Annotated in this window: 21 protein-coding genes and 1 riboswitch; of the genes, 1 reads left to right on the forward strand and 20 read right to left on the reverse strand. The window is 66.2% G+C overall.

From position 1 onward, the window contains the following. Nucleotides 1–15: 15 nt before the first annotated feature. The 4 genes from G5C33_RS16990 to G5C33_RS17005 all read right to left on the reverse strand — a co-directional run bounded on the left by G5C33_RS16990 (nt 16) and on the right by G5C33_RS17005 (nt 5439). Nucleotides 16–825 (reverse strand): transglutaminase family protein, encoded by an 810-nt coding sequence (locus G5C33_RS16990; RefSeq protein WP_165328227.1) that lies wholly within the window; start codon nt 823–825, stop codon nt 16–18. Continuing rightward, nucleotides 825–1760 (reverse strand): alpha-E domain-containing protein, encoded by a 936-nt coding sequence (locus G5C33_RS16995; protein WP_206518723.1) that lies wholly within the window; start codon nt 1758–1760, stop codon nt 825–827. Before G5C33_RS16995 ends, G5C33_RS16990 begins: the two co-directional genes overlap by 1 nt. Nucleotides 1761–1767: 7 nt before the next feature. Then, nucleotides 1768–3270, reverse strand: a complete 1503-nt coding sequence (locus G5C33_RS17000; protein ID WP_165328229.1) for a circularly permuted type 2 ATP-grasp protein — start codon at nt 3268–3270, stop codon at nt 1768–1770. Nucleotides 3271–3393: 123 nt separating this feature from the next. Next, complete coding sequence (locus G5C33_RS17005; RefSeq protein ID WP_407698051.1) at nt 3394–5439, reverse strand: protein-disulfide reductase DsbD family protein; 2046 nt, start codon at nt 5437–5439, stop codon at nt 3394–3396. 99 nt (nt 5440–5538) lie between these two features. Here G5C33_RS17005 and G5C33_RS17010 point away from each other — a divergent pair, with 99 nt between their 5' ends. Further along, on the forward strand, nt 5539–7155 hold the full coding sequence (locus G5C33_RS17010; protein ID WP_165328231.1) for an alkaline phosphatase family protein: 1617 nt from the start codon (nt 5539–5541) through the stop codon (nt 7153–7155). A gap of 114 nt (nt 7156–7269) precedes the next feature. Here the strand turns inward: G5C33_RS17010 and G5C33_RS17015 are convergent, their stop codons facing one another. The 16 genes from G5C33_RS17015 to G5C33_RS17090 all read right to left on the reverse strand — a co-directional run bounded on the left by G5C33_RS17015 (nt 7270) and on the right by G5C33_RS17090 (nt 22717). Next, on the reverse strand, nt 7270–8211 hold the full coding sequence (locus G5C33_RS17015; protein ID WP_165328232.1) for a polysaccharide lyase domain-containing protein: 942 nt from the start codon (nt 8209–8211) through the stop codon (nt 7270–7272). 224 nt (nt 8212–8435) lie between these two features. Then, nucleotides 8436–9320, reverse strand: a complete 885-nt coding sequence (gene mmsB / locus G5C33_RS17020) for a 3-hydroxyisobutyrate dehydrogenase (protein WP_165328233.1) — start codon at nt 9318–9320, stop codon at nt 8436–8438. A 127-nt stretch (nt 9321–9447) separates the two neighbouring features. Next, a complete protein-coding gene (locus G5C33_RS17025; RefSeq protein ID WP_165328234.1) occupies nt 9448–10224 on the reverse strand; it encodes an enoyl-CoA hydratase in 777 nt (258 codons plus the stop codon). 264 nt (nt 10225–10488) lie between these two features. Then, entirely contained in the window at nt 10489–11532 is a 1044-nt protein-coding gene (locus tag G5C33_RS17030; RefSeq protein ID WP_165328235.1) for an enoyl-CoA hydratase/isomerase family protein, read from the reverse strand. 124 nt (nt 11533–11656) lie between these two features. Beyond that, entirely contained in the window at nt 11657–12799 is a 1143-nt protein-coding gene (locus G5C33_RS17035) for an acyl-CoA dehydrogenase family protein (protein WP_165328236.1), read from the reverse strand. A gap of 19 nt (nt 12800–12818) precedes the next feature. Then, nucleotides 12819–13292, reverse strand: a complete 474-nt coding sequence (locus G5C33_RS17040) for a hypothetical protein (RefSeq protein WP_165328237.1) — start codon at nt 13290–13292, stop codon at nt 12819–12821. Then, on the reverse strand, nt 13289–13774 hold the full coding sequence (locus G5C33_RS17045; protein ID WP_165328238.1) for a hypothetical protein: 486 nt from the start codon (nt 13772–13774) through the stop codon (nt 13289–13291). The genes G5C33_RS17040 and G5C33_RS17045 overlap by 4 nt, the downstream gene beginning before the upstream one ends. Then, nucleotides 13771–14763, reverse strand: coding sequence for a polysaccharide deacetylase family protein (locus G5C33_RS17050; RefSeq protein ID WP_228275111.1), 993 nt, complete (start codon nt 14761–14763; stop codon nt 13771–13773). The genes G5C33_RS17045 and G5C33_RS17050 overlap by 4 nt, the downstream gene beginning before the upstream one ends. Further along, entirely contained in the window at nt 14760–15701 is a 942-nt protein-coding gene (locus G5C33_RS17055; RefSeq protein WP_165328239.1) for a polysaccharide deacetylase family protein, read from the reverse strand. The genes G5C33_RS17050 and G5C33_RS17055 overlap by 4 nt, the downstream gene beginning before the upstream one ends. Then, on the reverse strand, nt 15698–16090 hold the full coding sequence (locus G5C33_RS17060; protein ID WP_323126172.1) for a RidA family protein: 393 nt from the start codon (nt 16088–16090) through the stop codon (nt 15698–15700). Before G5C33_RS17060 ends, G5C33_RS17055 begins: the two co-directional genes overlap by 4 nt. Then, on the reverse strand, nt 16087–16509 hold the full coding sequence (locus tag G5C33_RS17065; protein WP_165328240.1) for a hypothetical protein: 423 nt from the start codon (nt 16507–16509) through the stop codon (nt 16087–16089). Before G5C33_RS17065 ends, G5C33_RS17060 begins: the two co-directional genes overlap by 4 nt. A 27-nt stretch (nt 16510–16536) precedes the next feature. After that, nucleotides 16537–18033 (reverse strand): CoA-acylating methylmalonate-semialdehyde dehydrogenase, encoded by a 1497-nt coding sequence (locus G5C33_RS17070; protein WP_165328241.1) that lies wholly within the window; start codon nt 18031–18033, stop codon nt 16537–16539. A 103-nt stretch (nt 18034–18136) separates the two neighbouring features. Further along, nucleotides 18137–18916: an ABC transporter ATP-binding protein gene (locus G5C33_RS17075; RefSeq protein ID WP_165328242.1), complete on the reverse strand. Its 780-nt coding sequence runs from the start codon at nt 18914–18916 to the stop codon at nt 18137–18139. Beyond that, nucleotides 18907–19881, reverse strand: coding sequence for a FecCD family ABC transporter permease (locus G5C33_RS17080; protein ID WP_165328243.1), 975 nt, complete (start codon nt 19879–19881; stop codon nt 18907–18909). Before G5C33_RS17080 ends, G5C33_RS17075 begins: the two co-directional genes overlap by 10 nt. Continuing rightward, the gene (locus tag G5C33_RS17085; RefSeq protein ID WP_228275112.1) at nt 19878–20690 is read right to left on the reverse strand and encodes an ABC transporter substrate-binding protein; all 813 of its coding nucleotides are present in this window, start codon (nt 20688–20690) and stop codon (nt 19878–19880) included. The genes G5C33_RS17080 and G5C33_RS17085 overlap by 4 nt, the downstream gene beginning before the upstream one ends. Nucleotides 20691–20875: 185 nt before the next feature. Next, nucleotides 20876–22717: a TonB-dependent receptor plug domain-containing protein gene (locus G5C33_RS17090; protein ID WP_165328245.1), complete on the reverse strand. Its 1842-nt coding sequence runs from the start codon at nt 22715–22717 to the stop codon at nt 20876–20878. 115 nt (nt 22718–22832) lie between these two features. Continuing rightward, nucleotides 22833–23035, reverse strand: a riboswitch (cobalamin riboswitch). Nucleotides 23036–23089: the final 54 nt, after the last annotated feature.

The raw sequence follows: 23089 nt of genomic DNA on the forward strand, positions 1-23089 counted from the left end.
CGAGAATCGCCCGGCTCAGCCCTCTACACCCAGTTGCTCGACCTGCACGTCGACATCCAGTGCTTCCTCGCCCGCGCCGACGCGTTGACCTGAAATCGGTGCCGCGCCGGTGGCGTCGAGCGCGACGGCGACGCGGATATAGCTTTCGTCCGCGCAGGCACCCGATTCAGGGTCGAACGCCACCCAGCCGAGATCCGGGACATGCGCCTCCGCCCAAGCGTCCGGCGCAAGCGACGCTTCCTCGGTCTGCCGATAGCCGGAGACATAGCGCGCAGGTGCGCCGCAGCAGCGCGCTGCTGCCACGAATATCTGCGCGCGATCGCGTGCGGTAAGCTGTTTTTTCAGGAAACTGTCCGCCACGGTTTCGCCGTGATCCGGCGCCACGGGCGCGACCTTGAAACGCGCATGTAGCGCCGTGTTCAACCGATGCAACCGCTCGAGCGGATCCTCTATGCCGCTCACCGCTTCGGTCGCGAATTTGGTCAGCATTTCGCCCGGCGCGGTACGCGGCGTTTCGCGCAGGAACAGCATCGGCGGCAGCGGTTCCGGCGCATCGGCGACCACGCCGTTGCTTTCCAGCGTCAACACTTCGCCGGTGACGCGCAACTCGATCGAATCGAGCGGCCCTTCGGCATAGAGCATCGTCACTTCGTTGCCGAACCCGTCTTCGGAGCGGCGCAGTCGTGCGTCGCAATCGACATCGATGCGCCAGTCGACCACGGTTTGCGTGCGCGTGTCGCACGGCCGCATCCGCAGCATCTGGATGATCCGCGCCTGCGGTTCGGTGAAGCGATAGAGCGTCCGGTGATCGACAGCGATGCGCATCAGATGAACCGGAACTGCCGTGCAATGGCACCGTCGAGCAATGCGTTCTCCTTTATGAACGCCTCCAGATATTCGTGCAGGCCGCTCATGATGATATCATTCGACCTGGTCTTCTGCATCCGCATCAGCCGTGCCCGCGCCATGCGATCGGCCTCGCCCTGCAATCCGGTGCGTCGGGCAAGATGGCTGAGCAGCTGAACCACTTCGTCCACACAAGCGGCGAGCGATCGCGGCAATTCAAATCGCGAAACCAGCAGGTCGATCACATTCGCCGAGGACAGCCCCTCGCTGTAGAGCCAGCGATAGGCAGTGACTGCCGAAACCGTCTGCAGGATGGTGGTCCACTGGTCGCGGTCCATCGTTCCGCCGACCAGCTCGCCCTCGGGAAGCAGGATATGGTATTTCACGTCGAGCAGCCGCGCGGTGTTGTCCGCGCGCTCGATCGCGGCGCCGAGCTGGATCAGCCAGGTCGCTTCATTGTGCATCATCCGATGCACTGCGCCTTCGAAGCCGCGGGTTTCCGCCTTCACCGATTCGACCATCGTCAGCACCGCGGCCGGTCCGCCCGGATTGGAGCGGTTGCGAAACAGCAGCCAGGCGCGGTTGATCGCGGTCCAGGATTCGCGGGTCAGCGCGGTGCGCACGGCCTTTGCATTGATCCGCGCCGCGTCGAGACAGCGTACGATCGAGCCGGGATTGTCTTCGGCCAGCGTCAGATAGCGCACGACATTGGCTTGGGTCAGATCCTTGCCGGTCTCCTCAAATGCATCCTCGGTATAGCTGACGCTGAGCGCGCTGCGCCACGCCGCCTCGCCCGCCGGGCGCGCGGAAAGCGCATCGAGCCGCACCGTCGCTTCGATCAGCCGCGCCAGAAAGTCGGCGCGTTCGACATAGCGGCCGAGCCAGTAGAGCGCCGCCGCAGTGCGCGATAGCATCAGCATGTCAGGACCCCGCCGCCGTCTGGGTCTGCTGCATGGCGCCGCCATTCTGAGACTGGCTCTGCGCCGGAACGTCCTCCATCAAAACGAAGCTGTCCTTGGTGCCGCCGCCCTGGCTCGAATTGACGACCAGCGACCCTTCGCGCAGCGCCACGCGGGTAAGCCCCCCCGGCACGACCTGTACGCCGTTGCTACCGGTAAGCACGAACGGCCGGAAATCGACATGGCGCGGTGCCACGCCTTTCTCGCTCATCGTCGGCACGGTCGAGAGCGCCAGCGTGGGTTGCGCAATATAGCGATGCGGCTCTGCCTTGAGCGCGGCACGGAACTTTTCGATCATGTCCTTGCTCGCGGTAGGGCCCACGAGCATGCCGTACCCGCCCGATCCGTCGACCAGCTTCACCACCAGCTTGTCGAGATTTTCGAGCGTGTATTTGAGCGCGTCCGGCTCACGGCAGCGATAGGTTTCCACATTGGGCAGCTTGGCCTCTCCGCCCGAATAGAAATGCACGATCTCCGGCATGTAGCTGTAGATCGCCTTGTCGTCGGCGATGCCGTTGCCCGGTGCGTTTATGATCGCGACATTGCCTGCGCGATACGCCGCGACCAGCCCCGGAACACCGAGCAGCGAATCCGGGCGGAACGTAAGCGGATCGAGGAAGTCATCGTCGATCCGGCGATAGATGACGTCCACCTGCACGCGCCCCGCGATCGTCTGCATCCAGACGATATCGTCGTCGACCACCAGGTCGGCCGCCTCGACCAGTTCGATCCCCATCGAGTCCGCGAGGAAGCTGTGCTCGTAATAGGCCGAATTGAAATGCCCCGGCGTCAGCACGACGCATACCGGACGCGACTTGCCCGGCCCCGGCGTTACCGAGCGCATCGTTTCAAGCAGAAGGTCCGAATAGCTGTCGACCGCCGCGACGCGGAATTCCTTGAACAATTCGGGGCAGAGCCGGATCATCGCCTCGCGATTTTCCAGCATGTAGCTGACGCCCGACGGCGTGCGCGCATTGTCTTCCAGGACAAAGAAATCGTCGGGTCCGGTGCGGACCAGATCGATGCCGCAGATATGCGCCCAGATGCCATGCGGCGGACGGATGCCGTTCACTTCGGGGCGAAACTGTTCGTTCTGATAGATGAGCTCGGGAGGGATGACCCCCTCCTTCACGATCCGCTGATTGCCGTAATAAATGTCTTCCAGAAACGCGTTGATCGCCTCGACGCGCTGGACCAGCCCTTCGGAAAGCCGTTTCCATTCGCCGGGGAGGAAGACGCGCGGAACGATATCGAAGGGGATGATGCGTTCGGCGGCTTCGCTTTCGCCGTAAACGGCGAAGGTGATGCCGAGCTGACGAAAGGTCGCTTCAGCAGACTCCTGTCGTCGCGTCAGTTCTTCAGGCGGCGTGGAAGCAATCCACTCGGCGAGCGCAGCGAACTCGGCACGCGGTGCGTCAGCGCCCCCATGCCCCCAGATTTCGTCGAACGCTTTTGCTGCCGCCATCCAATCTCCCAAGCATCGAAACGCATTATGGTTCCCATGCTAACCACTTTGCTGCGCCGCACAAGGGCCGTGAATTTCTCCAGCATGCGGCCGGCCCGATGCCGCGCCAATAAGCAATTCGCCCTAGCCTTCGCCGCCCTGCCCTGCCGCGCGTTCGCGCACCATCGCCTGAGTTAGGATCTGCGGCAGCACATCCGGCGCCTCCGCCCCCGGCGCATACCATAGGTACAGCGGCACACCGGCGCGATTGTGGCTTTCGATGAAGCGCCCGAGCACCGGGTCGCCGTCGGTCCAGTCGCCCACCAGCACCGCGACGTTGTTGTCGGCAAGCGCCTGACGCACCGGGGCCGTCTCGATAACGGTCTTTTCGTTAACCTTGCAGGTCAGGCACCAGTCGGCAGTGAAATAGGCGAAGACCGGCCGCCCCTCGCCGCGCAGTTCGGCAAGCCGCGCCTCGCTGAAAGGCTCCGCATTCATCCCGGCGGTCGGGCGCGCATCGACCGCTGGCAGGCGCATCACCAGCCCGGTACCGACGACTGCCACAAGGGCGAGTGCCACGATCGCGAGCGCGCCGAAACTGTATCCGCGCGCCTGACGCCCTCCGCCGATCCAGAACAGCATCGCCGCCGCAAGCACCGCAAGCAGCCCCAGTGCCATCCCGTCCGCGCCCGTCTGACGTCCCAGAACCCAGGCGAGCGCGACTGCGGTCAGGAACATCGGAACCGACAGGATCCGCCGCAGCACCTCCATCCACGGCCCCGGCCTGGGCAAGGCGCGGCGCAGTGGCGGGACGAACCCCAGCAGCAGGAACGGCAATGCGATCCCGAGACCCAACCCGGCGAACACCGCCAGCGCGGCCGTCCAGGGTAGCACCAGCGCCGCACCGAGCGCAGCGCCCATGAACGGCCCGGTACACGGCGTCGCAACAAAGGCCGCCAGCGCCCCGGTGGCGAAGGCACCGCCGATTCCCCGTCCACCGGCGCGGTTGGCGAATCCGGGCGTTGCGAGCTCGAACAAGCCGGCGAGATTGAAGGCGATGCCGCTTACCAGCAGCAGCAGGATCAGGATCACCGCCGGGCTCTGCAACTGAAATGCCCAGCCCGCGCTCGTTCCTGCGGCGCGCAGGCCCAGCAGGATGCCGCCCAGTGCGACGCACACCAGGATAACGCCGGCGGCATAGGCCAGCGCCTCCGATCGCGGGTGCGCTTCCTCGCCGCCTGCCCTGGCAAGGCTCAATGCCTTGAGGCTGAGGATCGGGAAAACGCACGGCATGACGTTCAGGATCAGCCCCCCGAGCACCGCGCCGGCAAAGGCCATCAGCGCCGCCTGCCAGCCGTTCGTCGCAGCGCCGGCCGTTTCCGCATCCGCCGATGCGGGGGCGACGGTGCCAGGCGTGGCGCTCACTTCCAGCCCCTGCCCGCCGGTATCCAGAACACCTTCGATCCGCCCCTCGGGTTCGACTGCTTCCACGTCGATCACCAGCCGATCGCCGTCGCGGACGATCGCCTGCTCGGCGCCATAGGCGACGGCGCGGTGCGTCACCGGGTAGAAATAGGCATCGCCAAGCCGAGCCCCGGCCGGAAACGGTATCGCGATCCGCATCCGGTCGCCTTCGCGCTGCCATTGCGCTTCGCTGCCCAGCGGCTTGGGCAGGCGCTTGCGCCACCTGTCGAACCGCTCACGACGGTCGGGGGGAATGGCGCTGTCGCCCACTACCAATTCGGTCGAAAGCTCCGCACTTTCTGGAACGCAGATCGATGTGGTGCAGACCAGATACTGCATCCGAACCGAGACCGGCAGCTTCGTGCCCCGCGCCACCCCCTCCGGGATGCGCAGCGTGACGAGCTGGGCGAACGGCGCCTCGTAGACATAGTTCATCAGGCCCGAGATCAGCAGCCGCTGCGGCACCGGATAGCGCAGATCGCCTGCCTGCACGCCTTCGGGAAGCTCCCATTCCAGCCGCGCGGGCAACCCCGCGTCACCGGGATTGCGCCAATAGCCGTGCCATCCGGGATCGGGACGCGAATCGAATGCCAGCGTCACCTCGCTTCCCGGAGCAGGGCGCAGCGTTTCGGCGACCAGATCGATCGCGATATGCGGCCCCGGCGCGGGCTGCTGCGCAAGCGCGCCCGGCATCAGCACCAGCAGCGCCGCCAGCATCATTGTCATAACCGCGCAATATCGTGCACGCATCGGCTGTCCTTGCTCTCGTCGACCCGCTCGCCCATTAGCAGCGGAGTTCGTTCCATGTCATGCCGGAGACTGTCGATGCGTCTGTTCCGCTCCCTGACCGCAGCGATCGCACTGCTGTCCGTCACCCCGCTCGCGGCTCAGGAAGCGCCGTCGCCGGAAACCCCGCCGCGGCTGATCGTGGTAATTTCGGTCGACCAGTTCTCTGCCAATCTCTTCGCGGAATATCGCCCGCAATTTCGGTTCGGCTTTGCCCGGATGGCAAGCGGCGCGGTCTTCCCCTCGGGCTATCAGAGCCACAGCGCGACCGAGACCTGCCCCGGCCATTCGACGATCCTGACCGGCGCCCGCCCGGCGCGAACCGGGATCATCGCCAATGACTGGATCGACCTGAACGCGCAGCGCGAGGACAAGACCGTCTATTGCGCCGAGGACGAGACCATCCCCGGTTCCAATTCCGACGACTATACCGTCTCGCCGGTGCATCTGCGCGTGCCGACGCTTGGCGAGTGGATGAAGGCGGCAGACCCGCGATCGCGCGTGATTGCCGTCGCCGGCAAGGATCGCGCCGCAGTGATGATGGCGGGCCATGATCCAGACCAGATCTGGTGGTGGGGCGGCGACGCTTTCGTCAGCTATGCCGGCCGCGAGGCACCCGCCACCATCACCCGCATCAACGCCTCGGTTGCCAGCCGCATCGCCACTGCCCAGCCGGCGCTGCCGCTGCCCGATTTCTGCCGCCCCCGCGCCGTGCCGGTGCCGGTCGGCAACGGCACCATCGGCGACGGCCGCTTCGCCCGCCAGGCCGGCGACAGCCGTGCCTTCCGCGCCTCGCCCGAATTCGACGAAGCCGTCACCGCCGCCGCCGCCGGCCTCGCCACCGAGCTCGAACTCGGGCAGGGCGATGCGCCCGACCTGCTGATCATCGGCGCGTCGGCGACCGACTATGTCGGTCATGCCTATGGCACGCAGGGCAGCGAGATGTGCCTCCAGCTGCTTTCGCTCGACGAACAGCTTGGCAAGCTCTTCGCGGTGCTCGACACGACCGGCGTCGACTATGCCGTGGTGCTGACCGCCGATCATGGCGGCACCGACGCTACCGAGCGGCAGCAGATCCAGGGCGTGCCCGGCGCCCATCGCATCACTGCCGATCCGGTGGCGGGCGTCGCTGCCTCGCTTGGCCTGCCGGGCGACAGCATCCGCGGCGACAGCGGCAATTACTGGATCGACCCGTCGCTTTCCGCCGCCGATCACGATCGCCTCGCCGCCGCCGCGATCGCGCATTTCGAGGCGAACCCCGATATCGCCGGCGTCTTCACGCGCGACCAGATCCTCGCCACGCCAATGCCGACCAGCCCGCCCGAGGACTGGAGCATGATCGAACGGGCCCGTGCCTCCTACGATACCGAGCGGTCGGGCGAGATCGTGATCGCGCTCAAGCCGCGGGTTTCGCCGATCGCCCGCCCCGGCCCCGGCTATGCCTCCACGCACGGCAGCTTCTGGGACTATGACCGCCGCGTGCCGATCCTGTTCTGGCGCAAGGGCATGACCGGGTTCGAACAGCCGCTCTCGGTCGAAACGGTCGATATCGCACCATCGCTGGCGGGGCTGCTGCACCTGCCCGTGCCGGTGGAGATCGACGGCCGCTGCCTCGATCTCGATGCGAGCGGAGCTTCGACCTGTCCCGCGCGATGAACAATCTCCGTTCGGGCTGAGCCTGTCGAAGCCCGCCTCTCGTTTCGCGCGTCGCTCCTGAGGCAAGGCGCCCTTCGACAGGCTCAGGGCGAACGGAACTAACCGCTGTTTGCCTCAGCGCTGCTCGAAGGGGCGGATGCCCTGCCCCAGCCGGTTGTTTTCCATCCGCACCGCATCACGCGCGGTCGTTGCGACGAAGGCGGGGCCGCGCTCGACACCCGGCGCCAGCGTCGCGACATTGTCAGACACCACAAGCCCGGCCGACCCATAGGTGCGCGCTTCGGCGCCGACCACGATCAGTGCGGTCCAGTTTTCCTTGTTCGGCCCCTGGACGAAAGTGTTGCCGGTGATCCGGCCGGTGCCTCCTTCGGACATGTCGATCATATAGTTGGTGTTGCGGCCCTGACTGTCGTCGAAGCTCGAATCGGCGATCACCACCTGCGGCGCGCGGATTTTCACATAGTGGCCGCCAGTGCCGCGTTCGAAGCGCGAATTGGTGATGCGGATCACGCCTTGCGACAGCCCGAGATAAATGGAGTGGCTGCAATCCACTGTCTCGTCACACTGGCCGAGCCCGGCAAAGGTCGAATGGTCGATCGCGATGGTTCGGATCGTTTCGTGCCCGCCGCCCAATATGCCTTCCTGGCTGTCGAGGAACATCGAATTGCTGACGAACAGGTCGCCTGTCTCGATCCGCACGCCCGCGCCGTTGCCGTCGGGCACGCGCATGTTGCGAAAGATGATTCCGTCGACCACCGAGCGGCGCCCGCGCAGCACGAACGCCGCCTTGCCCTCACACGTCCCGCCATCGAAGATCACGCTGCCCGGCTGGATCGCGCGATAGGTGATGTCGCCGCCGGTCTGCACCGTGCAGTCGCGATAAGTGCCCGGCGCGATCAGGATCGTCGCATCGCCGTCGCGCACTGCGCTGACCGCGGCGTCGAGCGTGGCGAAGCCCTGCCCCGTCTGTTCGATGACGAACGGCGCGCCGCTGCCCTGCTGCGCGGCGGCAGGGGCTGTCAGGGCGATGGCAATGACCGGCAGCAAGCGGCGCATGGGCGGCTCCTTCGCGAGCGTTATGCGGAGCGATTGTCGGGCTGGGAAGGCAAATAGAGAGTTAACGCTGCTGGGGACTTTTCGGGCCAAGTTCCTCCCCTGGAAGGGGAGGGGGCCGCCAGCGCAGCTGGTGGTGGAGGGGTAAGCCACGGGCGCCGTGCTTGCAGCCAATACCCCTCCACCGCCTTCGGCGGTCCCCCTCCCCCTCCGGGGGAGGAACTCAGTCATTCCTTCCCGTCGAGCATCTTGATGATGCCCGAGAAATCCTTGCCGCCATTGCCCGCTTCGGCGAACTGCTCGTACAGTTCCTGCGCGCGGGCGCCCATCGGCACCTGCGCGCCGGCATTTTCCGCCGCCGCCATCGCCAGCCCCAGATCCTTGAGCATCAGCGCGGTTGCAAAGCCGGGGGCATAGTCACGGTCGGCGGGGGTTTCGGGGCCGACGCCGGGGACCGGGCAATAGCTGGTCATCGACCAGCTCTGGCCAGAGGAGACCGACGCGATGTCAAAGAATTTCTGCGGATCGAGCCCGAGCTTCTTTGCAAGCAGGAACGCCTCGCACGTCGCGACCATCGTCGCGCCGAGCAGCATGTTGTTGCACGCCTTGGCCGCCTGGCCCGCGCCCGCGCCGCCGGCATGGATCACTGCCTTGCCCATCTTCGAAAGGAAGGGCTCGGCACGCTCGAACCCGGCCTTGCTGCCGCCGACCATGAAAGTGAGCGAGCCCGCGTTCGCCGCCGCGATCCCGCCCGATACCGGGGCGTCAACGGCGGTAAGCCCCTTGGCCGATGCCGCATCGCTCACCCGGCGCGCGGTTTCGACGTCGATCGTCGAACAGTCGATCAGGATCGCGCCGCCATCGACATTGTCGAACACGCTGTCGGTATAGACGGCTTCGACATGCTTGCCCGCCGGCAGCATGGTGATGACCGCCTCAGCGCCCTTCACCGCTTCGGCGGCGCTGTCGCAAGGCAGGCAGCCGGCCTTCTTCGCCGCCGCCAGCGCATCCTGCGAAAGATCGAAAGCGTGTACGTCATGCCCCGCCTTTGCGAGGTTCGCGGCCATGCCGCCGCCCATATTGCCGAGACCGATAAATGCTACGCGTGCCATTGTTTTACTCCCCTCCCGCATGCGGGAGGGGCCGGGGGTGGGCACCCGATCTCCGCTGGCGGTGTGTTCTGTTGTGAGCGCGAGCCCACCCCCTGACCCCCTCCCGCATGCGGGAGGGGGGAAGACGTCACTTCCCCTTCCAGTTTCCGGGGCGTTTTTCGATGAAGGCGGCCATGCCCTCCGTCTGGTCCTGCGTTCCGAAAATCCCGTGGAACAGGCGGCGTTCGAACATCACGCCCTGTTGCAGCGTCGTTTCGAACGCGGCGTTGACCATTTCCTTGTTCGCCTTGACCGCGATCGGCGCCATGCCGGCGATCAGTTCGGCGGTCTTGATCGCTTCGGCGACCAGTTCGTCGCCGGGAAGGATGCGGCTGACCAGCCCGGCGCGCTCGGCTTCGTGGACGTCCATCATCCGGCCGGTAAGGCACATTTCCATTGCCTTGGCCTTGCCGACCGCGCGGGTGAGCCGCTGCGATCCGCCCATGCCGGGGGTGACAGCAAGCTTGATTTCGGGCTGGCCGAACTTTGCGGTGTCGGCGGCGAGGATGAAATCGCACATCATCGCCAGCTCGCATCCCCCGCCGAGCGCATAGCCCGCGACCGCCGCGATCACCGGCTTGCGCGTCGCAGTGAAGCGATCATAGCCGGCGAAGAAATCGCGGTTGTAGACATCGGCGAAGTCGAGCTCGCACATCTCCTTGATGTCGGCGCCCGCCGCGAATGCCTTTTCGCTGCCGGTGAGCACCGCGCAGCCCTGGCTGTCATCGGCATCATACGCGGCAAGCGCGTTGGTGAGTTCGTCCATCACCTGGCTGTTGAGCGCATTCAGCGCCTTGGGGCGATTGAGCGTGATCAGCGTCACCGGCCCACGCTGTTCGACAAGGATGGTTTCGTAATCTGCCACTCTATCCTCCGTCGCCCCTGTAACGGCAGGGGCCTATCTCTCTAACCATGAACGCTGTCTCTCGTTGAGAGAGACATGGGCCCCTGCCTGCGCAGGGGCGATGAAATCATCCGACCGGCGGTTTTCAGAAAACCGCGGTTTTGCGTGCGAAGTTCGCACCGGGTCGCGACGTAACATGCGCGCGTACCCGCGCACACGCGCGCGCGAAGTTTAAAATTCACGCACCCGCCTGACACAAAATCATCGTGTAGGACAGCATTGCGTTCACGCCGGGCTCCACGCCTCGTCCTCGGGCAGCGGCGCGAAGATCGTGTCGATGCGATGATCGGTGACGTCCTCGGGCCTGGCCGGGTTCCATTGCGGCGCATTGTCCTTGTCGATGATGACCGCGCGGACGCCTTCGATCAGATCGTGGCGCTGGCAGACGCGCGTCGCGACGGCATATTCCTGGCGCATCTCGTCCTCGAAGGTCGGCATCGACGCGCCGTCGAGCAGCAGCTTGAGGCTGACCTTCATCGCCTGCGGCGATTTGGTGCGCAAAGTTTCGAGCTGTTTGGTCGCCCATTCGCCGCCGTCCGATTCGAGCGCGGCAAGGACGTCCTCGAGCGTGTCCGACGCGAAAAGCCGGTCGATTTCCTGGCGATGCGCGAGGATGCGCGCTTCGGGGGCGTCGGTGGCAAGCTCGGCGAGGATCGCGTCGATATCGCCGGGATGTTCGGCGATGCGCGTCTTGGCCTGTTCGAGCTTGTCCGACGGCAAATAATGCGTCGCAAGCCCGAGCGCGAGGCATTCGGCGCCGTCGATCCGGTGGCCGGTGAGCGCGATATACTGACCCATTCGCCCGGGCAGCCGCGAGAGATACCAGCCGCCGCCGACATCGGGAAACAGGCCGATGCCGGTTTCGGGCATGGCGAATTTGGTATTCTCGGTCGCGACGCGATATTTGCCGGGCAGCGAAATGCCGACGCCGCCGCCCATCGTGATCCCGTCCATGAAGGCGACCACGGGCTTCACATAGGTGAACAGCGCGTGGTTCATGCGATATTCCTCGAAGAAGAACTCGCGCGCCTTGGCACCGTCCGCCGCGCCGCTTTCGGCGATCAGGCGAATGTCGCCGCCCGCGCAGAAGCCGCGTCCTTCGGCATGGTCGATCAGCACCGCTTCGATCGCGGTTTCATCGTGCCACTGCGCCAGCGCCTTCGCCATCGCGACGCACATATCGGTGTTGAGCGCGTGGATCGCCTTGGGGCGATTGAGGCGGATACGGCCGGCCTTGCCGGTGGTTTCGATGAGAACGTCCTGGGTCATCAGAATCCTTCAGCCGTTGGGTTCGAGCAGCTTCGAGCGAAGCCGAGAAGCGTTCGTCGAGAACCGCTTCTCGACACGGGTTCTCGACAAGCTCGAACCCGCTCGAAGCAAACGGATCGGTCGTTTACCGCGTCAATTCGCGGCCGACGATCATGCGCATCACCTGATTGGTGCCTTCGAGGATCGAATGCACGCGCAGGTCGCGCCAGAAGCGTTCGATCGGGTAATCCATCAGATAGCCGTAGCCGCCGTGAAGCTGCAGCGCGCGATCGACGACCGAGGAGCCGGTGTCGGTGGCGAGCCGCTTGGCCATCGCGGCGAAGCGCGTCTTGTCGGGCGCGTTTTCGGTGACCTTTGCGGCGGCGAGATAGAGGAGCGCGCGTGCCGCCTGCAGCTCTGTTTCCATGTCGGCTAGGGTGAATTGCGTGTTCTGGAACTCGGCGATCGCCTTGCCGAATTGCTGGCGGTCCTTGGTATAGGCAATCGCTTCGTCGAGGCAGCGCTGCGCGCCGCCGAGCGAGCAGGCGCCGATATTGAGGCGGCCGCCGTCGAGGCCCATCATCGCGATGCGGAAGCCTTCGCCTTCACCGCCGACGAGGTTTTCGACGGGGACGCGCACTTCCTCCAGATTCACCTGCGCGGTGGGCTGCGAGTGCCAGCCGAGCTTCTTTTCCTGCGCGCCGAAGCTGACGCCTTCCATGTCCTTTTCGATGACGAGGCAGCTAATGCCCTTCGGCCCGTCCTCGCCGGTGCGGACCATCATCACATAGACTTCATTCTCGCCGCCGCCCGAGATGAACTGTTTGGAGCCGGTGACGACATAATGGTCGCCGTCCTTCACTGCCCTGGTCTTGAGCGCCGCCGCGTCCGATCCCGAGCTGGGTTCGGTGAGGCAATAGCTGGCGATCCGGTCCATCCCGATCAGCGAGGGGAGGTATTTGTCCTTCACCGCCTGATCGCCGAACCGGTCGATCATCCAGGTCGCCATATTGTGGATCGAAATGAACGCGCTGGTCGAGGGGCAGCCATAGGACATGGCCTCCATGATCAGCGCGGCTTCGAGCCGCCCCAGGCCGATGCCGCCCGATTCCTCCGAGACGTAGATCGATCCGAAGCCGAGTTCGGCGGCGGCTTTCAGCGTGTCGCGCGGGAAGATGTGCTTTTCGTCCCACTCGCCGGCATGCGGGGTGATCGCATCGGCAGTGAAGCGCTGCGCCATTTCCTGGATCGCGCGCTGATCGTCGGTCAGGTCAAATTGTCCGGTCATCCTCGGGTCTCTTCGGTTTTCATTCTTCGTAGGGGCAGCGGGACAGAAGCGGTCCCTCAGTCATAACGCGATCGGCAACCGACTGTTCGCCGTGGACGGCGACGACTGCGGGCCAACCGCGTTGCGCGTGCTTCACGATCGCTCCCGACATGGGGGCATTACCTTCGTAAATCACGGTCGTCTTGCCGGCCTGCTCCAGCCGATAGACCAGAAAGTCGAGGCCGGAATCGCGCCGCAGCAGGCGTTCGCCGTCCGCCAGTTCGATCGCAAAGGCGTCGCCGCAGCCAATGCCGGGACCGACGGCGACAAGTTCGAATTCAGACGGTGCCGGAGGTTCTTCCCCGGACGACGCAGGAGGCGGAACACCCTCAGACGTTGGTATCGCAGCGAACATGTTTTCCGCGGGTTCAAGTTCGGCGTCCCGGCCTTGGTCCGCACAGGCCGCGATCAACGGCACCAGCACTAATCCGAGAAGCGCCTTCCGCAGCTTCATTCGGCGCACCGGACATAGGTCATCGGTTCCATCTCCTCCTGATCGCGGCGCAGCGTGCCGTCTTCGTTGAGCGTCAGCGTCATCGCGGCCGTCCAGCTGTCGCCTTCGCCGGTGAAATCGAGCGTGATGCGGACCGCATTCGGTCCGGCGGGCTCGATCCCCCGCAACTCGCCGACCGATTCGTAGAAGACGAGCTTCGCCGCGTCGATCCGCAAGCGGCTTACCGAAGCCGGGCCGCAATCGGCACCCTTGAAGGTCCACAGGCCGCGATATCGCTCGGACAGTGTTCCCGAAACGGCGTCGGGCGTGGGATCGGGGCCGGGCGAGGGATCGGGTTCGGGAGTGGGCTCGGCCGGCGGCGGCGCGTCGGCGCTGTCATTCGCCGCCTGCGTCGGCATCGGCGCGGGATTGGGCAGGCTGTCATCATCGCATGCCGCAAGCGCGAGGATCGCCAGCGACGGTAGCCAGATAGGAAGTTTCACTCTTGCGCCTCACCCTGATGCAATACGCGCGTGCGGAACAGTCGCGCGCCGACTGCCTGTTCGTTGCGGTCGAACCAGCGCATACCGGTGACCTTATGTTCCCAGGCGAGCATTTCGACCAGCGATCCCGCCGCGATCGGCGTGTCGGGCCGTTCGTCATAGATCGGATCGGCATAGGCGGCGTCGATGGTGACGATTTCCCAGCCCTTGTCGCGCAAAGCCCGCACCAGATCACCGATGAAGAGCGCGGCGAGATCGGTTTCGTGGAGCAGCAGCACCTGCGGGATCGGGCGGCCGATCGCGCGGTCGGTGAGATTGTAGGAGAATTCGGCCGAAAGGACGTGGGTTTCGACATAGAGGTCGCGCAGCGCGTCCATGTCGATTGCGCGGCCCGCGCGGCGGGCGTCGATGGCGAGCTGCTCGATATGCCAGTCCGAACCGTCGGCAGTGACATAGCCGTTGGCGAGGCCGCGTTCGGCGAGGCCGGTGCGGACGGCGTCGCGCTTCGCCTTGTTGCGCCCGCCTTCGTCGAGATAGGGATAGCGGAACCACGGGCGATAGCCGGGGCGGTCCTTCAGCCAGGCTTCGGCGCGGTCGATATTGGCGAGATAGGCGTCGGCGGACGTGCCCGAGAGGCGCGGGTGGCTATAGGTGTGATCGGCGATGACATGGCCCGCGGCGACATAGGCCTCGACCGAGGCTTCGTGTGCGTCGCCCGATGCGATGCGGCCGGGATTGACGAAGAACACCGCCTGTTCGACGTCGGCGTCCCTCAGTGCGGCGATCAGCATTGCCGGGCGATTGTCGGGATCGAGGAAAGCGCCGGCACCGCGCGGGATATCGTCGAAGCTGAGCGCGATGCGCTTTTTCGGCATTTCGGTGGCTGCGGCGGGCGGCATCACCTGATCGATCGTCAGCCGCCGCGTGACCTGTTCGGGCAGCAGCAGCGCAACCAGCGCCAGCGCGAGGAAGAGCGCGCGGACCGTCATTCGTCCGGCGTCTCGTGCAGCACGCGCTCGACGAACAGGCGGGTCGCGAGCCTCGTGTCGTTGCGCGCATACCAGCGCGGGGCGGGAAGCCCCGCCTGCCAGGCGAGCATTTCGGTGAGCGTGCCCTGCGCATGCGGCGTGTCATAGCGCGCGGCCTGCACGGCGATCGGATCGGCATAGGCTTCGTCGGCGGTGATGATCGTCCAGCCCTTCGCGCGCAGCGCGGCGACCAGATCGTCGATGAACAAGGCCGCGATGTCGGTTTCGTGGAGCAGCATCACATGCGCAGGCGATCGGCCGATCGTCCGGCGGGCAAGCGCGTCATAATATTCGGCGGCCTCGACATGGCTTTCGACATAGAAGTCGCGCAGCGCATCCATGTCGATGGCCTTGCCATCGCGCACCGCCTGCACCGTCAGCGCCTCGATATGCCAGTCGGAGCTTTCGGCGGTGACATAGCCGTTCGAAAGCCCGCGCTGCGCGAGCCCTTCGCGGATGGCTTCGCGCTTGGCCTTGTCCGCCTGCCCTTCATCGAGGAAGGGATAGCGGAACCAGGGGCGATAGCCTTCGCGGCCCTTCAGCCATGCCTCGGCGCGATCGATATCGGCGAGATAGTCGGCAGCGGCGGTGGCATTGAGGTGCGGATGCGACCAGCTGTGATTGGCGATGACATGGCCGGCGGCGACATAGGCGTCGATCCGCGCTTCGCCGCCGTCGGATTCGGCGATCTGGCCGGGATTGAGAAAGAAGACGGCCTGCGGCACATCCGCGCGATGGAGCGCGGCGATCAGCCGCACGGTACGCTGGTCGGGCGTCAGGAACGCGCCCGCGCCGCGCGGGACATCGTCGAAGCTGAGCGCGATGCGCTTGTCCTGCGCCGCCGCCGGAAGCGCCGCGAAGACCATTGCGAGGAACAGGAACAGCGCGCGCAGTTTCATCCGCGCGAACCCACAACGGCGTCGGCTTCGATCTCGACCTTCCAGTCGGGGTCGATCAGCGCGGACACGACCACCATCGTCGCCGCGGGCTGCGCCACCGTCATCCAGCGGCCATGCGCGGCGCCGACCAGCTCCGCGTCGGCGGGATCGGTGATGTACATCCGCGTGCGCACGATATCTTCCCCCAGTCCGCCGAGCTGTTCGACGGCACGCAGGATGATAGCAAAGCAGCGATCGGCCTGCACCCCGGCGTCGCCGGGCGTGTTGCTGCCATCGTCCTCGATCGGGGCAGTTCCGGCGACGGTGATCGTGTCGCCGGTGCGCACCGCGCGGCAATAGGCGAAGGGGGTTTCGAAGGGCGAGCCGGAAAAGACCCGTTTGCGCATCATGCTTCGCTCCCGTCCGTGCGCGGACGGCGCGCATCGAGGGCGTGGCGCAGTGCCTGCGTCGCGCCCAGCAGCACGGCCCCACTCAGCGCGATGATCCAGAGATAATAGCCCGTCAGCCGCTGCGTGATCTCGCTCGACAGGCCGCCTTCGTTCGTCAGGATCGACGTGCGAAGCGCCTCGCCGAGCAGCACCAGCGCCAGCACGCCGAGCGCCGCGATGCCGAGGGGCCGGGCCATTCGCCCGAACCACAACAGCAACAGCGCGAGGAAGAAGGCCGGGTTCGCCAGCCAGGCCCAGTCCCCCACGATCAGGCCCATCCAGCCGAAGGCGAGAAACCAGCCCCCCGGCCCCAATATTCCGTCGGCATCGAAAACCGGGAAGGCGAGCGACGCCATCCAGACCGCGGCCAGAACCAACACCAGGGCGCGTTCCGGCCGCATGCCCGTTTACCCCATCGTCGGGATGACGAAGGCGCTGTCGCCGCTGGCGCCGCCATCGGGCCAGCGCTGAGTGACTTTCTTCACCTTGGTCCAGAAACGCAGGCCTTCCATGCCATACTGGTCATGGTCGCCGAAGCCCGAGCGCTTCCACCCGCCGAAGCTGTGATAGCTGACCGGCACCGGGATCGGCACGTTGATGCCGACCATGCCGACATTGACGCGCTGCGCGAATTCGCGCGCGGCGTGGCCGTTGCGCGTGAAGATGGCGACGCCGTTGCCATATTGGTGCTTGCTCGGCAGCTCGAGTGCTTCCTCGAAGCTGTTGGCGCGAACCATCTGGAGCACCGGGCCGAAGATTTCCTCCTTGTAGGATTCCATTTCCGGGGTGACGTGATCGAACAGGCTCGGGCCGACGAAGAAGCCGTTTTCATGCCCCTGCAGCTTGAAGCCGCGACCGTCGATGACCAGCTCCGCGCCTTCGTCGACGCCGGTCTGGATCCAGTTTTCGATCTTCTGCTTGTGCTGCGCGGTGACGACCGGGCCGTATTGCGCGTCGGGATCGGTCGAGACGCCGGGGCGCAGCGCGTTGACTGCCTTGATCAGCCGCTCGCGCAGTTCCTCGGCGGTCTTTTCGCCGACCGGCACGACGACCGGCAGCGCCATACAGCGCTCGCCCGCCGAGCCGTAAGCGGCGCCGATCAGGTCGTTGACCGCCTGGTCCATGTCGGCGTCGGGCATGATGATGCCGTGATTCTTCGCGCCGCCCATTGCCTGGACGCGCTTCCCGGCGGCGACGCCGCGGTTATAGACATAGTGCGCGATGTCCGACGAGCCGACGAAGCTGACCGCGGCGATCGCCGGGTGATCGAGGATCGCGTCGACCATTTCCTTGTCGCCATGCACGACCTGAAGCAGCCCTTCGGGCGCGCCGGCTTCGAGGAACAGCTCGGCGAGGCGGTTGGGGACGCTGGGATCGCGCTCGGACGGCTTGAGGATGAAGGCATTGCCGCAGGCGATGGCCATGCCGAACATCCACATCGGGATCATCGCCGGGAAGTTGAACGGCGTGATGCCGGCGCCGATGCCGAGCGGCTGGCGCATCGAATAGACGTCGATGCCGGGGCCGGCGCCATAGGTGTACTCACCCTTTTGCGCATGCGGGATGCCCGCGGCGAATTCGATGACTTCGAGCCCGCGCTGGACGTCGCCCTTGGCGTCGTCGACCACCTTGCCGTGCTCGGATGCGAGCAGCTCGGCCAGCTCCTGCATATTGTCTTCGAGCAGCTGCTTGAACTTGAACATCACGCGGCTGCGGCGCTGGGGGTTGGTGGCGGCCCATTTGGGCTGCACTTCCTGCGCCTTGGCGATGGCGGCTTCGAGATCGGCCTGCGTGCCGAGATTGACCTTCGCCTGCACTTCGCCGGTGTTGGGATCGAACACATCCGACTGGCGACCACCCGCGCCACCCGAATGGCCCGCGATACGATGATCGATGATGCGCATGCCAATCTCCTCAATGTTTCTCGCCACCGATATGGGCGCCCGGCGGACGGGTTTCATCCCCGGAATAGCTTGCGCTGCCCCTTGGCACAGGCGGAAGCGGCTGTCAGCGGGGAGAGCGGCCCGTGAGTATCGGGAGAGCGATACCTTGCCTGTCCTCAACTGCCATCACTTCGACGCCGAACGCCGCACGCAGCGGATCGGGCGCCAGTATCTCGGCCGCCGGGCCGAAGGCAACGGCGCGGCCTTCGTGGAGCAGCAATACCGCGTCGGCGGCGCGCGCGGCGTGGATCAGATCGTGGAGGACCATCACCACGCCTATGCCCTCATCCGCCAGCCGCCGGAACTGGGCGAGCAAGTCGAGCTGATGCGCCGGATCGAGACTGGCGAGCGGTTCGTCGGCGAGCAGCCATTGCGGCTGCCCCGCCAGCACGCGCGCGAGGAGGACGCGGGCGCGCTCGCCGCCCGAAAGCTCGGTAGCGGTGCGGTCGGCGAATTCGAGCGTGGCGGTGGCGGACATCGCCGTCACCACTGCCTCCCAGTCGGCGGGCGAAGGCCCCGCGAAGGGCGAGCGATGCGGGGTGCGGCCGAGCATCACCAGATCGCCGGCGGTGATGTTCCAGTGCACCGCGCCATCCTGCGGCAGATAGCCGATCGTGCGGGCGCGTTCGCGCGGATCGAGATCGGTGACGACCCGGTCGCCGAACAGGGCGCTGCCGTGCTCGGACTTCTGCAGGCCGGCAAGCGTGCGCAACAGCGTCGTCTTGCCCGAACCGTTGGCGCCGAGGACTGCGGTCACCTGGCCCGGACGGAACACCGCGTCGATCCCGTGGAGCACGCGGCGACCGCCGAGCGTGACGTCGAGCTTCTTGGCGCTCAGATCCATGCCGACCTCCGCATCCGCAGCAGCAGCGCGAAGAAGAAGGGCGTGCCGATCAGCGCCATCGCGACGCCGAGCCGGATTTCGCTCGCGCCGGGGGCAAGGCGGACGAGGCTGTCCGCCGCGAGCACCAGCACCGCGCCGCCCAATGCGCTGGGCACGAGCAGCGCCGAGGGACGCGCGCCGACCAGCGGACGGAGCAGATGCGGCACGATCAGCCCGACAAAGCCCACGACGCCAGTGACCGCCACGCTCGCGCCGACCGACAGGCCGGTGCCGAGGACGACGAGCATCTGGGTTTGCCGGAGATTGAGCCCCATCGTCCGCGCCGCGTCTTCGCCGAGCGTCAGCGCGTCGAGCGCGCGGCCCGTGCAAAGCAGCAGGCCGCAGCCGATGGCGATGAAGGGCAGCGCGAGCGTCGCTTCGTCGAAGCTGCGATCGGTGAGCGAGCCCATGATCCAGTCGATGATCTCGGCGGTCGCCCAGGGATTGGGCGCGATCGAGATGAGGAACGAAGTGAGCGCGCCGGCGATGCTGGCGAGCACGGTGCCCGCGAGGATGAAGGCGACTGCGCTGTGCGTATGCCAGGCGAGCGCGGCGAGCAGCAGCATCGCCCCGCACGCCGCCGCCATCGCGCAGGCGAAGACGAGCAGCGGCGACGTCGCCGAAAGGAGGAGGATCGCCGCGACCGCGCCCAGCGCGCCGCTGGAGGAAATGCCGACGACGGCGGGGTCGGCGAGCGGGTTGCGCAGATACCCCTGCAGCACCGCACCCGACAGGCCGAGCGCGGCGCCGATGCCGACTCCGAGCAGCGCGCGCGGGAGGCGCAGCTCGCTGACGATCAGCCAGCGCGGGTCGCCTTCCAGCCACCAGCTGCCGAGCGGCACCCACACCTTGCCCGCCATCAGCGAGGCGAGAAACAACAGCGCCACCAGCGCGGAAAGACCGATGAGGAGCGGGGCGCGCTTCACATCAGGTTCCTGCGGACCTGCGCGAGCCGGGTCATGGCATCGGCGATCACCGGCCCGCCGCAATTGACCAGGCGGCGCGGGAACTGCGCCTGCACGACGCGGCCGCCCATTCGCGACAGGACTCGCGCGCGGATCTGCGCAGCGCGCGAGGTGGCGGCGCGGCCGGGTTCGTCGGGGACGAGCATGACACGCGGCGGATCGGCGATGACATGCTCGGCGGGAAGATAGCCGGTGAATTGGAGGCCATAATCGGCGGCGGCGTCGCGAAAGCCAGCGCGGCCGAGCATTTCGTGGAGCAACGTCCCGTCACCCGAGACGAGATTGCCGCCGATCCAGGCGAGCGCCGGGACGGGTTGCGTGTCGGGTGTCGCGGCGGAGGCGATCGCGGTCTCGATACGCTGGACCATCGCCTCGCCCGCGGCGGGGGCATCCACGGCCTTTGCCAGCTCGCGCACCTGCGCTTCGCTCGCGGCGATGGTGGCGGGGGAATCGAGATAGAGGACGTCGAGCCCGGCACGGGCATAGGCGGCACGCGTCGAAGGCGCGGTGAAGCTGCTCGCGATCACCAGTTCGGGCCGCATCGCGATGATTTCCTCGGCGGTGCCGCGCGTGGTGCGGAATTGCGCGGCGGTCTCTGCCGGGATCGAGCTGGCCATCGGATCGGCCGAATAATGGCTGATCGCGGCGATCCGCCGCGGGGGGACGAGCTCGACCAGTATCGCGTCGGCGCAGGGGTTGGTCGAGACGATGCCGCCGGTCGGGGCGGGCTGGCTGGTGCAGGCGGAAAGCAGGAGGGCGGCGGCGACCACCAACCTCCGTTTGTGTCGAGCAGGCTTCGAGCGCAGTCGAGAAACCGTGTCGAGACACGCCGGACGGGGTTCTCGACGGGCGCCATCTCGACAGGCTCGATGGCTGCTCGAACCGAACGGGTAATGTGCCGTGCCTCCCCTCCCTGAAAGGGAGGGAAGGAAGGAAAGGCTGACCCTCTCTGGCATCAATCCAGCCGCAACCGGACGCCGGCATATGCCGCGCGGCCATAGGTGCTGTAGCCGCTCACCACTTCATAGTCTTCGTCGGTGAGGTTTTCGACGCGGCCGTAGATCGCGATGCGATCGGTCAGCGGCATTTCGGCGCGGATGCTCGCCAGCGCATAGCCGTCGAGCCGTGTGGTGTTGGCGGCATTGTCATAGCTGTCGCCGACGATCGACACCGTCCCGCCGAGCTTGAGGCCGAAGGGGCTTTCCCAGTCGGCCGAGACGCTTGCGATATCCTTCGGCCGCCGCGCGAGATCGTTGCCGACATAGCCCGCCGAGCGGTTTTCGGCGTCGGTATAGGTATAGTTGCCGGTGAAGGTCAGCCGGTCGTTCGGGCGGATTTCGACTTCGAGTTCGACGCCTTCGGCACGGGTCCGCGCGATATTGGCATAAGTGTAGGTGACGCTGTCGAAATCGATCTGGTTGGTGGTGTCGCGCTGGAACCAGGTCGCGCCTAGCGAAAGCTTGCCGTCGACCAGATCCTGCCGTGCGCCGACTTCCCAGCTGTCGGCGGTTTCCGGCTCGAGCGTGGCCGTGCCGTAATAGGGCGCATAGAGCTGATAGAGCGTCGGCGCCTTGAAGCCTTCGCCATAGCTGGCGTGAAGCCGGGTGCCCGGCATCGGGCTGTAGGCCACGTTCGCGCCCCAGGTGACATGGCCGCCGAAACCGCTGTGATCGTCATTGCGCACGCCCGCGGTGATCGCGAGGCCCATCATCGGCGTGACGATCGCTTCGCCATAGACGCTGGTGATGTTGGCGCTGAACGTCGCGGCGCCATCGTAGAAGCGCTGATTGTCCTGATCGGCGCCGATCACCAGCCGCGCCATCGGCGCGCCGATCTGGCCCTGATAGGAATAATGCTCGCTGCGTCCGCGATAGAGATAGAGCGGCGCCGCGCTGACGGTGGGATCGTAATTGTCGCGATTGATGTCCGCGATCGAAAAGCCGATGCGGTGCGTCGTCGGCCCGAAATCGCCGGTCAGCCCGGCATAGCCGTAAAGCTCCTGCGCGGTCGAATATTCCTCGGTATCGGCGAAGGCGTAGGTCGGCGCCGGAAACCCGTCGAGTTCGAGCTTGCTGTCGGCCCAGTAGCCGCGCAGCTCCGCACGCAGATTGGGGGTGATCCGCGCCTTCAGGCGACCGCTGGCGCCATATTGGCGATAGCCGTCCGCTTCGGTCCCGCTCGCCGCCTGCGAAATTCCGTCGGTGCGGAAATAGCCGCCGGTGAGCGCGCCCTGGATATCGCTGCTGCCGCCCATGATCGTCGCGTTGGTCGAAACCTGATCGGCGTAGCCGTACTCGGCATTGGCGCGGGCATGGAAGCCGTCAGTAGGGGTTTCGGTGACGACATTGACGACACCGCCGATCGCCTGGCTGCCCCAGGCGACGCTGTTGGGGCCGCGCAGCACTTCGACGCGTTCGACCGGGCCGGTGAGCAGATTGCCGAAATCATAGGCGCCGCCGGGCGAGGAAGGATCGTTGACGCGCACGCCGTCGATCAGGACGAGCGTCTGCGCATCCTCCGCGCCACGGATACGGACGGCGGTGACAGCCCCAGGGCCGCCATTGCGCGTCACGCCGACGCCGGTGGTGGTGGCGAGCAGATCGGAGAGCGACACTTTCTGCCGCGTCTCGATCGTTTCGCGGTCGAGCACGGTCACCGAACGGCCGGCTTCGCTCGCCAGCTGCGCGACGCCGGTGGCGACGACGATCACGTCATCATCGTCGGCGCTCTGCGCATGCGCCTGCATCGCGGGCAGCAACGCCAGCGGGGTCGACAGAAACAGGAGAAATTTCTTCATTACAAGACACCTCGAATAACGAGTCGCCTTGCATCCTCGGCATCGGCGACTCCCTTTTGGCGTCGCTCGCTCGAGGGTTTTCGCCTCGTTCGCCCGGTGCACCCCGCCCGCGCAAAGGAATCGACCGTGAAGGGCAGGTCTCCTGGCTCCCGGGTCATCGCTGGCGGCGCCGCCTTCCCGAAGTGTCCTTCAGTGGCGAATGGCGCCGGGCTGGCCGGTTACAGTTGCGGGGGCAGCGCCGGGATTGCGGAGGCATCGCCGCCGCGCACCGGACTTCCCTTTTGATCCCTTTCGGGAACCCGTCACGCCGGGTCCTTTAGTCTCACGTTCCTGTCGGGGCAAGCGAAGCGAAAGAATCGATCGCTGTCGCCG

The organism is Sphingosinithalassobacter tenebrarum, assembly GCF_011057975.1.
GTDB classification, from domain to species: Bacteria; Pseudomonadota; Alphaproteobacteria; order Sphingomonadales; family Sphingomonadaceae; genus Sphingomonas; species Sphingomonas tenebrarum.